This is a genomic window from Mycobacterium bourgelatii, from assembly GCF_010723575.1.
Taxonomy (GTDB): Bacteria; Actinomycetota; Actinomycetes; order Mycobacteriales; family Mycobacteriaceae; genus Mycobacterium; species Mycobacterium bourgelatii.
The window spans coordinates 1,953,925-1,965,876 of sequence record NZ_BLKZ01000001.1; the positions used below are offsets into that span (position 1 = coordinate 1,953,925).

The following is an 11,952-nucleotide window of genomic DNA, read 5'->3' on the forward strand; positions in this document are numbered from 1 at the left end:
CCGCGACCTACCAGGTGCGGCGGGCCCCGGTGGTCAGCTGGTCACCCTTTTGGCGCCAGCGTGGTTCCTTGTCAACGGTGCGTCCGGTGATGCCACGCAGGCCGCGAATCACGCTCCCGTACAGGCCGGACGCGGCCGTGGAGACCTTGCCGCCCGGCGGCTCGTCCATGAAAGGCATGAACTTGTCCGGGAAACCGGGCATGGTGCACCCGATGCAGATGCCACCGACGTTGGGGCAGCCGCCGACGCCGTTGATCCAGCCGCGCTTGGGCACGTTGCATTTCACAACCGGGCCCCAACAGCCAAGTTTGACAATGCATTTCGGTGAGCCGTACTCGGTAGCGAAGTCGCCCTGCTCGTAGTAGCCGGCCCGGTCACAGCCCTCGTGCACGGTGTTGCCGAACAACCACTTCGGGCGCAGCGCATCGTCAAGCGGGATCATCGGTGCCTGCCCGGTGGCCATGTAGAGCAGGTAGGTCAGGGTCTCGGACAAGTTGTCCGGGTGGATCGGGCACCCTGGCACGCAGACGATCGGGATGCCGGCCTTGCTCTTCCAGTCCCAACCGAGGTAGTCGGGCACTCCCATCGCCCCGGTCGGGTTACCGGCCATGGCGTGGATGCCACCGTAGGTGGCGCACGTCCCGACGGCGACGACCGCGGTGGCCTTGGGCGCCAGGCGGTCGAGCCACTCGCTGGTGGTCATCGGCTGGCCGGTGGCGGGGTCGTTGCCGAACCCACACCAATACCCCTCATCCTTGATCTTCTCGTTGGGGATGGAGCCCTCGACAACGAGAACGAACGGTTCCAATTCACCGCGGTCCGCCTTGAAGAACCACGCCAGGAAATCGTCGGCGCCGCCGTTGGGTCCGCATTCGAAATCGATCAGGGGCCAGTGGACGGCGACCTGCGGCAGGCCGGGCAGCGCACCTAGTGCGATCTCCTCGACGCTGGGCTGGGTGGCGGCAGTCAACGCCACCGAATCGCCATCACAACTTAGCCCTGCATTGATCCAGAGAACGTGGATCAACGTTTCTTCCGCTTTGACTGCTGCTTCTGTCGGCATGGTGCAGCTTTCCGGGGCGGGCTGAGGGCCCCTGACGCCACCGGAGTCGACCGTCGGCCCACTTGCGCGGCGCTGTTTCTGGGTCTACTCCCACCAACAAGCAATGTCAACGGTCAGCAAACTGCGATCTACGACGGCATTTGGATGGTCGTTCGCTTTTTGGATAACGCTAACGGAGACAGCGTAATTCGGTGATCGCCCAGGCACGTGCGTAATGCAAATGATTCGCAACTGGGTCGGAGATCTTAGCTTGGCTTATTGATAATCAGCTCGCGGATTCCGTTGCACTCGAATGCCTGTCGGTCGAAATTGACCCGGGGGCAGGTTTGCGGCGAAGATCTTCGTGAACCATGTCGATGCTATACGTTCAGGGTCAACGCCTTTCATGAGACATCGAGCGATGTCACCAGGAACTCGTTGCCGCGTAGCACCTCGACATCGGTGCTGTCGCAGTTGGGACACCAGATCGACCACGGCGAGACGATCTCCGACTGTTCGCCGCACCCACGGCACCGGACCACGGCGGCGACGCATTCCAGTTCCAACTCCGCGTCCGGCATGTTCTCGGATTCGCGGACCAGCGTCCAGCAGAATGACAACGATTCCGGAACCACCTGTCGAAGGGCGCCGACCCGGACCCGGACCACGTCGACGTGGCGGCCGTCGGCGTGTGCCTTGACCACGCCGGCGATCGCTTCGCACAGCGACAGCTCATGCACGGCTGGGCATGAGCGGACGGAAGCCCATGCGCACCGTTCTACACCGTCGATCGCTCCCCAGCTACGGCGCCGTTGTCGACGTCAGCCGGGGGTGCTCGGGGCCGGCGCCCACTTCTCTTCGAGGCGGCCGTAGCGCCAGACCAGCACGGCGACCAGCCAGGTGGCCACGAACATGCCGACGACCAGAAAGCCGACGAGGTTGAGGTTGAGGCCGCTGACCCAGGTCCAGAACGGACCCCGCCAGCCGAACTCTTCGGCGAACAGCCCGAGCAGTTCGACGGTGCCGATCAGCAGCGCGACCGCCACCGACAGGCCGGTGATGGTCAGGTTGTAGTAGATCTTGCGGACCGGTTTCGAAAACGCCCATCCGTAAGCGAAGTTCATGAACGAACCGTCGATCGTGTCCAACAGGCACATGCCCGCAGCGAACAAAACCGGCAGACACAGGATGGCGTACCAGGGCAGTCCTGCCGCCGCGCTGGTGCCGGCGAGGACCAGGAGCGCGATCTCGGTTGCGGTGTCGAAGCCCAGTCCGAACAAGATCCCGACCGGGTATGTGTGCCAAGACTTGGTAATCGAATTGGTGATGGGGCCGAGGAACCGGTTGATCAGCCCGCGGTTGTCCAGCTGTCGCTCGAGTTCCGTTTCGTCGTATTCGCCCCGGCGCAACCGCGCGAAGACCCGCAGGATGCCGACCAGCGCGATGATGTTGAGCATGGCGATCAGGTACAGAAAAACCCCTGACACGCCGGTGCCGATCAGGCCGGTGTAGCGGTGCAGTGTCGAGGAGTCGTCCGCGACCGGCCCCACGATGGCCTTGAGCCCGGCCGCGAGTAACGCCGCGAGTCCGAAAACCACCGAGGCGTGGCCCAGCGAAAAGAAGAATCCCACGGCGAGGGGGCGTTGCCCGTCGCTCATCAGCTTGCGGGTGGTGTTGTCGATCGCGGCGATGTGGTCGGCGTCGAACGCGTGGCGCATGCCCAGGGTATAGGCGGTCAACCCCATGCCGAGTCCAAAGGCTTTGCCGCCCAGAGCGAATCGTCCTGGTTCGACCAACAGGACCAACGTGACCCAGCCGACGACGTGCAGCAGGAGGATGATCGCGAGCATCGTGCCCAGGCGCCACCACTCCGCTGGTGTCAACGCGCTACGCAACTTCGGCCACCGGGACGACCGCAGCCCGAGGGCGCCACTGGCCATGTCGGTCCTCTTCGCATCGGCAGGGGGGCAAACAGTGCCGACTGTAGGTTCGCGCGCAAGCCAGATGCAACTTACTTGCAGGAAATCCGCCACGGCGGACCATCTACCGCACGGTCACCACCCTGGTCGACCAGCGCGTGCTGCATGCACTGACACTCGACGGCGGTACCACGACCTACGGACCGCGACCGCACCGCATCACCACGCGGTGTGCACCCAATGTGGCGCGATCATCGAGATGCCCGCGCGTCAGCTGAGCTCGGCGCTACAGCATGCGATGGCCGGCAGTTCGTTCGCACTCTCGGAGCAAGCCGGCCTGACGCTGCGCGGCCTGTGCCCGCGGTGCCAGGAGCCCGTAGTGTCAGGAGACGGTGGCGGACCTTGTGGACGTGGTTGACCCGACCGGCCAGCGTCTTAAGCGGCGGCGCTGACGCCCACGCTCATTGCAGACCCAGCAGCGCGTTTTCGACGACCTCCGCCAGCGCCGGATGGATCCAGTACTGGCCGCGGGCCATTTCCGGGGCGGTCAGCCCAAAGCTCATCGCCTGGATCAGCGGCTGGATGATCGAGGACGCCTGGGGGCCCATGATGTGCGCACCCAGCAGGCGGCCGGTGCCGCGCTCCGCGACGAGCTTGACGATCCCGGTGGTGTCTTCCATGGCCCAGCCGTAGGCCACGTCGCCATAGTCCTGGACCTTTACCGAGATATCGAATCCCTGTGCCAGCGCTTGATTTTCGGTCAGGCCGACGGTCGCCAGCTGTGGGTCGGTGAACACCGCCGACGGTACGAAGCGGTGGTCGGTGACCACCATCGACTCGGTGTCGTCCCAGTCGCGCAGCAGGTTGTGCTGAACTACCCGCGCCTCGTGGTTGGCCACATGCTTGAGCTGATACGGCGACGACACGTCGCCCAGCGCAAAAACCCCACGGGCCGAGGTTCGCTGATATTCGTCCACCACCACTTGACCGTGGCGAATCTCGACACCGGCCTGCTCGGCGTCGAGGTCGATGTTGGCGTCGCGGCCGGTCGCCACCAGCAGTAGGTCGGCATCGATGACGGAGCCGTCGTCAAGTATCAACCGGACGCCGGAGTCACAGTCCTTGCTGCCCACGATGTTGAGCTGGGTGCGCAGTTCCCACTTGGTGGCCGCGATGCGGCTGAACCGCTCGCAGATGGTGTGGTCGTATTGGCGCAGCAGCGTGCCGCCGCGCATCACGATGGTGACCCGCACCCCCAGCGAGGAGAACACGTGCGCGAATTCCGCTGCCACGAAACCACTTCCGGCGATCACCAGATGCTCGGGCAGCTCGGGGATCCGCATGATGGTGTCGCTGGTGTGGTAGGTGACCCCGCAGTCGGCGATGGCCGGGGGAATTCTCGGCGATGAGCCGGTGGCGATCACCACCTGCTCCGCGGTGAATTCTTCACCTCCGTCGGTGCGCAACAAATAACGCCCATCGGGCTGCACCGGGCCAAACCGGGTGTGGTCCTTGTATACATCGACGTTCGGGGACGCGTTTCGATACTGTTCGCCACTGACCGCAATCGGGTCGATGCGACCGAAGACGCGCGAAACGATGTCGTCCCAACGGATCCCGTCGATGTGCGCGTCGACACCGTACCGGGCCGAATGCCGGATCGTCTCGGCGACGTCGGAGGCGTAGACAAACATCTTGGTCGGGATGCACCCCACGTTGAGACAGGTGCCACCGAAGGTGCCCTGTTCGCAGATTGCCACCCGCTTGTCCGCGTATCGATCGTCGAGAATGCTGTTGCCCGAACCGGTTCCGATGATGGCGATATCGTAGGTTTCCATCTGAGGTCCGTTCACCCTTCTTCTTGCGATGCCGTTGATGCGGACGCCGATCCCGCTGCCGAGGTGTCGTCGCCGAGGTGGCTGTCCAGCCAGCGGTCCAGGTGGCGGAATGCTGTCTGGCGCGGCTCCGGAAGCGACAGGAAGACGTCATGTTTGGCGTCTTTCACCGGGATGATGGTCGAGTGGTTTCCGATACAGCCGGCCCACCGCGCGATCTGGGTGACGTCGAGGACCGCGTCACCGCGTTGTAGTTGTTCCGGGTCGGCGTTTTCGGGCACGGTGTGGTCCGACCGCAGAATCAGGTTTGGCACGCCGACATCGAGCCCGCGATGCAGCCGGGCGTGGCCGCGCCGTACGGCATTTAGCCAGCCGAAGGTGATCGGGAACCCGCCCACCGGCTTCCACTGCAGGTTGTAGTCGAATTCTCCGTAGTAATCGCGGTGCAGGGTGGTGCCGTAGCCGCCCGGTGTCGGCGTGCGGGCCACGCTCTTGGAACGCACGCGCGATATTGCGGCGATCGTCGCGGAAGTCACGCGAAAGCGCAGCACCGCCGGTCCGTGCAGGTCCAAGAACGGGCTGTTGAGTACCAGGGCGTTGACGGCGGTACGCACGCCACGCCCGCGCAGCCGGTCCAGCCACAACGAAACGATCAACCCACCGGCCGAATGGCCGTACATCAGCACCTTGGCGGTCGGGTTCTGCTCGCCGATGATGGCCAGCGCCTGATTCAGTTCGGCGTCGTAGTTGGCCAGGTTGGTGGTGAAGTGGGGGGTCTGGTCCGGTTGGCGGGAGCGGCCGCACTTGCGCAGGTCCAGCGCATAGAACGCGAAGCCGCGCTCGGCAAAATGGTCGGCCAGTTCGGTGTGGAAGAAGTAATCGGTGTAGCCGTGTACCGCCAGGACCGCGTGCGCCGCAGCGGTCGCGTCCCCGCGGCGGATCAGGGTCGCGACGATGTCGCCCTCGCCGTCGGGATCGTGCCCGAGCGGAATCGTGTATTGCCAGTAGCCGGGCAGGACATCGGGCACCCAGCCAGTCGCCCCCACGGTCACGGGGCCAGCTTAAAGCGTGGTGGAGGCGAGACCGTGGCTAACCGGGCGCGCCGGGCATGCCGTCGGCCCCCGGGGTGCCATTGAAGCCGGGGGTGCCGTCCTCGCCTGGCTCCACCTCGCCGGCGACGAGGAAGCCCTTCCCACCCGCGCCGCCGGCACCGCCCGCACCACCCGCACCACCCGCGCCGCCGGCGCCGCCCGCACCGCCGGTACCGCCGGCACCTGTGTGGCCGATCAGCCATCCTCCTTTCCCGCCCACGCCACCAAGGGCGCCCGGTGCGCCGCCGTCGCCGCCGGTACCGCCGATGCCGCCGTCGCCGCCGTTGCCGCCGTTGCCGCCGGAAGCCCCGTATCCAACAAGTGGGGCGGTAGCGTCGCCACCGGTGCCACCGGAGTGGCCCGCACCTCCGTTGCCGCCCGCGCCGCCCGCGCCGGCGGTGCCAGCGGCACCACCGTTGCCGCCGTCGCCGATCAACAGCCCCCCGGCACCTCCATTGCCGCCGTGGCCCCCAGTGCCCCCGGTACCGCCGGTACCGGCGTTTCCGCCGTCACCACCACTGCCGCCATGGCCCCCCCGTGCGAGCCCTTCGGTGTCGTGCGCGATACCAAACCCGCCGGTGCCGCCGATGCCGCCGGACCCTCCGGGGGCGCCGGCGCCCCCGGTGCCCCCGGTGCCGCCTGACCCGCCGGCACCGCCGGAGCCGACCAGCAACCCGCCACGGCCGCCGTCACCCCCACTGCCGCCGGTGCCGCCGGTGCCGCCGGACACGTTGCTGCTCATACCGTTGCCGCCGGCGCCGCCGTTGCCCCCGGGAGCGAGTTCTCCCCCGGCAATGGCGTTGCCCCCGTTACCCCCGTCGCCGCCCGCACCGCCGGGTGTCCCACCATCAGCCCCGGTACCGCCATGACCCCCATACGCGTCGCCGTGCGCGGTGGCGGTCCCGCCATCACCGCCTGAGCCTCCGTTGGCGCCGGCTCCGGCGGCGCCCCCGTGGCCGCCGTGACCGGCCTTGGTGACCTCAACACCCGAGGTCGTCGCATTGCCGCCGTTCCCACCGTCACCGCCGTTCTGCAACGCGACGCCGTTGGTGCCGTCGCCGCCGTCACCGGCGATGACAGGGCTGGACCCCCCCGTGACATCCATGCCCGGGTTCCCGTTGGGAGCTGTGCCGACGGGGGTGGGGTTTCCGGTGGTGCCGGTGGCGCCGGCGCCGCCTTGCCCGCCGTTGCCGCCGGCACCGAACAGGTTTGCGCTGCCGCCGCTGCCCCCGCGCCCGCCGGCGCCGCCGTTGATGCCGGCTGCCCCGATCCCGCCGTGTCCACCGGCCCCGCCGTTGCCGTAAAGCAGCCCACCGCTGCCGCCGCTACCACCGACCGCACCGGCGCCCCCGGCCCCGCCGGCTCCGCCGTTGCCGAGGAACCCCGCGCTGCCGCCGTTTCCACCGGCCTGGCCGGGCCCGCCGTCCGCACCGGTGCCGCCGTTGCCGTACAGCAGACCGCCTGCCCCGCCGGCTTCTCCTGCTGCCGACCCGTTGGTGCCGTTGCCGATCAGCGGGCGACCCATCAGTGCCTGGGTAGGCGCGTTGATCACGCCGAGCACACCCTGCTCCAAGAACTGCAACGGGGATGCGTTGGCGGCTTCGGCGGCGGCATACGAGCCCCCACCTGTGGCCAGGGCACGGACAAACTGGTCGTGAAACGCGGCCACCTGGGTGCCGAGCGCCTGATATTGCCGACCGTACGTGCCGAAAAGTGCCGCGGCAGCGGCCGACACCTCGTCCTCGGCGGCGGTCAGGATGCTGATGGTCAGGACCGCCGCCGACGCATTGGCGGCGTTGATTGCCGAACCTATCCCGGCCAACTGCGTGGCCGCCGCGGAGAGCACCGCCGGCGCAGCGATGAGATATGACATCGGTTGCCTCCCGAAAGCAGCTGATGTTCGAGCAGACCCGATCGTCGCAGCCCAGTCAGCGTCGGGATTGTGCGGAGCGTAGCCCGTCCCGACAGCGCGTGCAGCGTTATTTGGCCCCTGGACTAGGTATGACTAGGCATACGTCGTTGTGCCCATACCGGTCGGGATAACCTGAGCACACCGAAAGAAGGGCCAACTATCAGGTGTCAGAGCCAGCCAGAACTGATGTCGTCCTGGTGGGCGCGGGCATCATGAGCGCCACGCTGGGCGCCTTGCTGCGCCGCCTGGAGCCGGGCTGGTCGATCACGCTGGTCGAACGGCTGGACGCCGTCGGCGCCGAGAGCAGCAATCCGTGGAACAACGCCGGCACCGGCCATGCGGGGCTGTGCGAAATGAATTACACGCCAGAGGGACCGGACGGCTCGATCGACATCAGCAAAGCGGTGCGCATCAACGAGGAGTTTCAGGTCACCCGTCAGTTCTGGGCGTACGCCGCCGAAAACGGGATCCTGACCGACGTGCGCAGCTTTCTCAACCCGGTTCCGCACGTGAGTTTCGTTCGTGGCGCCGAGCGCGTGTCCTATCTGCGCCGGCGCCGGGATGCGTTGGCCCGCAACCCGCTGTTCGCCGACACCGAATTGATCGACGACCCGGACGAATTCGCCCGCCGGCTGCCGTTCATGGCCGCTAACCGCGACTTTGCCCAGCCCGTCGCCCTCAATTGGGCGCAGGACGGTACCGACGTGGACTTCGGGTCATTGTCTCGACAACTCATCGATTTCTGCGTGCGAAACGGCATGGCCGCCTTATTCGGTCACGAGGTCCGCACACTGTCCCGCCAATCCGACGGCAGCTGGGCGGTGACCGTCCGCAACCACCGCAGCGGCGAAAGGCGAACGCTGAAAGCCAAATTCGTCTTTGTCGGGGCAGGAGGCGACGCATTACCGCTGTTGCAGAAGTCGGGCATCAGCGAGGTCAAGGGTTTCGCCGGCTTCCCGATCGGAGGCAAATTCCTGCGCGCCGCCAACCCCGCGCTGAGCGCGTCGCACCGAGCCAAGGTGTATGGCGTGCCGTCGCCGGGCGCACCCCCGCTTGGTGCGTTGCATCTGGATCTGCGGTTCGTTGACGGGAAGTCGTGGCTGGTGTTCGGACCCTTTGCCGGTTGGTCGCCGAAATTCTTGAAACACGGGCACTTCAGCGATTTGCCACGGTCGATCAGGCTAAACAACATCGCGTCGATGCTCGGAGTCGGAATCAGCGAGCGGAAATTGCTCAACTATCTGATCGGTCAGCTGCGCCAGTCGGAGCCCGATCGCATGGAAGCTCTGCGCGAATTCGCGCCCAGCGCAGTGGATTCGGACTGGGAATTGACAGTGGCTGGCCAGCGGGTGCAGGTTATCCGGCCGGACCGCCGCCACGGCGGAGTGCTGGAGTTCAGCACCACCCTGGTGAGTGCTTCCGACGGCACCATCATCGGATTGCTCGGCGGCTCACCGGGTGCCTCGACCGCGGTGCCGATCATGTTGGACGTTTTGCAACGGTGTTTCCCGCACCGGTATCAGTCCTGGTTGCCCACACTGAAAGAAATGGTGCCGTCACTGGGCACCAAGCTTTCCGACGAGCCGGCCCTGTACGCCGAACTGCGGTCGTGGACAAGCAAGGCGCTGCGATTGGAGGCGGCGGCATGAGTAACGATGAGGAGGAGTGGCGCCGATGAGTCGCGCCGACGACGATGCAGAGCGAAGCGATGAGGAGGAGTGGCGCCAATGAGTCGCGCCGACGACGATGCAGAGCGAAGCGATGAGGAGGAGTGGCGCCAATGAGTCGCGCCGACGACGATGCAGAGCGAAGCGATGAGGAGGAGTGGCGCCTATGAGTGAAGCGTTGCGCCGGGTTTGGTCGAAAGACCTTGACGCGCGGATACTTTACGAGATCCTCAAGTTGCGCGTCGAGGTGTTCGTAGTCGAGCAGGCATGCGCGTATCCCGAACTCGACGGTCGTGATCTGCTGGCCGAGACGCGGCACTTCTGGCTCGAAACGCCGGACGAAGAAGTGGTCTGCACGTTGCGGTTGATGGAGGAACATGCAGGGGGAGAGAAGGCCTTTCGCATCGGTCGGGTGTGTACCAAGCGGAGTGCCCGCGGTCATGGCCATGCCACCCGGTTGCTGCGCGCCGCGCTTGCCGAGGTCGGCGATTACCCCTGCCGCATCGACGCGCAGAAGTATCTGACGGACTTCTACGCCAAGCACGGATTCGTCCGCGACGGTGAGGATTACCTTGACGACGGCATTCCTCATCTGCCGATGCTGCGGCGTGGCTCCGGGCAGGCGGGCCATCGGTGAAGCCTTACCCGTTCAGCGCGATCGTCGGGCACGACCAACTGCGGCTGGCGTTGCTGCTGTGCGCCGTTCGCCCGGAGATCGGGGGAGCGCTGATCCGCGGTGAGAAGGGCACCGCGAAATCGACCGCCGTGCGCGGACTGGCCGCGCTGCTGGCGGCTGCCACCGAGGGAAATGGCCCTGGTCTGGTCGAAATGCCACTGGGCGCAACCGAAGACCGGGTGGTCGGTTCGCTGGATCTGCAGCGGGTGCTGCGCGACGGCGAACACGCCTTTTCGCCCGGACTTCTGGCCCGCGCCCACGGCGGTGTGCTTTACGTCGACGAGGTGAACCTGCTGCACGACCACCTCGTCGACATCTTGCTCGACGCCGCGGCGATGGGCCGGGTCACCATCGAACGTGACGGCATCTCGCATTCGCACGAGTCCCGGTTCGTGCTGATCGGCACCATGAACCCCGAAGAGGGCGAACTTCGCCCGCAGCTGCTGGACCGGTTCGGGCTCACCGTCGACGTGCGAGCGTCGCGGGACGTGGACGTCCGGGTCGAGGTCATTCGGCAGCGGATGGCCTACGAGGCAGACCCGGACGCATTCGCGCAGCGTTATGCCGAGGCCGACGCCGAACTGTCCCGTCGCATCGCGAAAGCGCGAGCTCTGGTTGACCGTGTGGTGTTGCCGGACAACGAGCTACGTCGCATCGCGGCATTGTGCGCGGCCTTCGACGTCGACGGCATGCGCGCCGACCTGGTGGTGGCGCGAACCGCTGCCGCCCACGCCGCCTGGCGCGGCGCCCAGACCGTCGAGGAACAGGACATTCGGGTGGCGGCGGAACTGGCGTTGCCGCATCGGCGCCGGCGCGATCCCTTCGACGATCACGGCATCGACCGCGACCAGCTGGACGAGGCGTTGGCGCAAGCGGGAGCTGAGTCACAGCGTGACCCCGAGCCGGAACCCGATCCGCCCGGCGGCGGCCAGTCCGCCGAAAGCACAGCACCCCAAGGCAATTCACAATCCGCATCACCCAAACCGCAGACCGCACCCAGTGCGCCACCGGCGAAAGTGTTCCGGACCCGTGCCCTGACCGTTCCGGGGGTCGGCGAGGGCGCACCCGGGCGACGGTCGAGGGCCCGCAACGCATCCGGCAGTGTGGTCGCGGCGGCCGAGGTCGATGATCCCGCCGCACACGGCCTGCACCTGTTCGCCACCGTGCTCTCCGCCGCTGAAAACACCACCGGTCCCGGGCAGTTGCGGCTGCGACCGGACGACATACGCCGCTCCATCCGGGAGGGACGCGAAGGCAATCTGGTGATCTTTGTCGTCGATGCCTCCGGATCGATGGCCGCACGGGACCGCATGGCCGCGGTAAGCGGTGCCACGATGTCGCTGCTGCGCGACGCGTACCAGCGTCGTGACAAGGTCGCGGTGATCACCTTCCGCCAGCAAGGAGCGAAAATCCTGTTGCCGCCCACCTCCTCGGCGCACATCGCCGGCCGCCGACTGGCCCGCTTCGACACCGGCGGCAAGACCCCGCTGGCCGAAGGACTGTTGGCCGCGCGTGAGCTGATCATCCGCGAGAAGGTGCGCGACCAAGCCCGTCGTCCCCTGGTGGTGGTGCTCACCGACGGCCGGGCCACGGCCGGACCGGACCCGTTGCAGCGCAGCCGCATTGCGGCTGCCCGACTGGTCGCCGAAGATGCCGCGGCGGTCGTGGTGGACTGCGAAACTTCTTACGTGCGGCTAGGGTTGGCGGGGCAGCTCGCCCGCCAACTCGGTGCGCCCCTGATCCGGTTGGAACAGTTGCACGCCGACCATCTGACGCGGGCCGTACGCGATGTCGCCTAATCCTAAGGTAA

Annotated in this window: 9 protein-coding genes and 1 pseudogene; 4 read left to right on the plus strand and 6 right to left on the minus strand. The window is 66.7% G+C overall.

The window, feature by feature from the left end; all coding sequences use genetic code 11:
* Positions 1 to 7: 7 nt before the first annotated feature.
* The 3 genes from G6N68_RS08710 to nicT all read right to left on the minus strand — a co-directional run bounded on the left by G6N68_RS08710 (position 8) and on the right by nicT (position 2,982).
* Complete coding sequence (locus G6N68_RS08710; RefSeq protein WP_163710477.1) at positions 8 to 1,063, minus strand: NADH-quinone oxidoreductase subunit B family protein; 1,056 nt, start codon at positions 1,061 to 1,063, stop codon at positions 8 to 10.
* Positions 1,064 to 1,446: 383 nt separating this feature from the next.
* Positions 1,447 to 1,782, minus strand: a complete 336-nt coding sequence (locus tag G6N68_RS08715) for a hydrogenase maturation nickel metallochaperone HypA (protein ID WP_163710480.1) — start codon at positions 1,780 to 1,782, stop codon at positions 1,447 to 1,449.
* Between the two features lie 81 nt (positions 1,783 to 1,863).
* Entirely contained in the window at positions 1,864 to 2,982 is a 1,119-nt protein-coding gene (nicT, locus tag G6N68_RS08720; RefSeq protein WP_163710482.1) for a Nickel transporter NicT, read from the minus strand.
* 92 nt (positions 2,983 to 3,074) lie between these two features.
* Here nicT and G6N68_RS31780 point away from each other — a divergent pair.
* Positions 3,075 to 3,379: pseudogene (locus G6N68_RS31780) on the plus strand (Fur family transcriptional regulator); the annotation flags it as partial.
* 43 nt (positions 3,380 to 3,422) lie between these two features.
* Here the strand turns inward: G6N68_RS31780 and mtr are convergent.
* The 3 genes from mtr to G6N68_RS08740 are packed head-to-tail and all read right to left on the minus strand — an operon-like array spanning position 3,423 to position 7,760.
* Positions 3,423 to 4,799: a mycothione reductase gene (mtr, locus tag G6N68_RS08730; protein WP_163710485.1), complete on the minus strand. Its 1,377-nt coding sequence runs from the start codon at positions 4,797 to 4,799 to the stop codon at positions 3,423 to 3,425.
* Between the two features lie 11 nt (positions 4,800 to 4,810).
* Complete coding sequence (locus G6N68_RS08735) at positions 4,811 to 5,842, minus strand: alpha/beta hydrolase (RefSeq protein WP_240355702.1); 1,032 nt, start codon at positions 5,840 to 5,842, stop codon at positions 4,811 to 4,813.
* A gap of 43 nt (positions 5,843 to 5,885) precedes the next feature.
* Positions 5,886 to 7,760, minus strand: a complete 1,875-nt coding sequence (locus tag G6N68_RS08740) for a PE family protein (protein WP_163710489.1) — start codon at positions 7,758 to 7,760, stop codon at positions 5,886 to 5,888.
* Between the two features lie 203 nt (positions 7,761 to 7,963).
* Here G6N68_RS08740 and mqo point away from each other — a divergent pair, with 203 nt between their 5' ends.
* The 3 genes from mqo (at position 7,964) to G6N68_RS08755 (ending at position 11,941) form a co-directional block, all read left to right on the plus strand.
* A complete protein-coding gene (gene mqo, locus G6N68_RS08745) occupies positions 7,964 to 9,448 on the plus strand; it encodes a malate dehydrogenase (quinone) (RefSeq protein WP_163710491.1) in 1,485 nt (494 codons plus the stop codon).
* A gap of 184 nt (positions 9,449 to 9,632) precedes the next feature.
* On the plus strand, positions 9,633 to 10,103 hold the full coding sequence (locus G6N68_RS08750) for a GNAT family N-acetyltransferase (RefSeq protein WP_163710494.1): 471 nt from the start codon (positions 9,633 to 9,635) through the stop codon (positions 10,101 to 10,103).
* Positions 10,100 to 11,941 carry a magnesium chelatase subunit D family protein gene (locus G6N68_RS08755; protein ID WP_163710497.1) on the plus strand — a complete coding sequence of 614 codons (1,842 nt, stop codon included), beginning with the start codon at positions 10,100 to 10,102 and terminating at the stop codon, positions 11,939 to 11,941. The genes G6N68_RS08750 and G6N68_RS08755 overlap by 4 nt, the downstream gene beginning before the upstream one ends.
* Positions 11,942 to 11,952 lie beyond the last annotated feature (11 nt).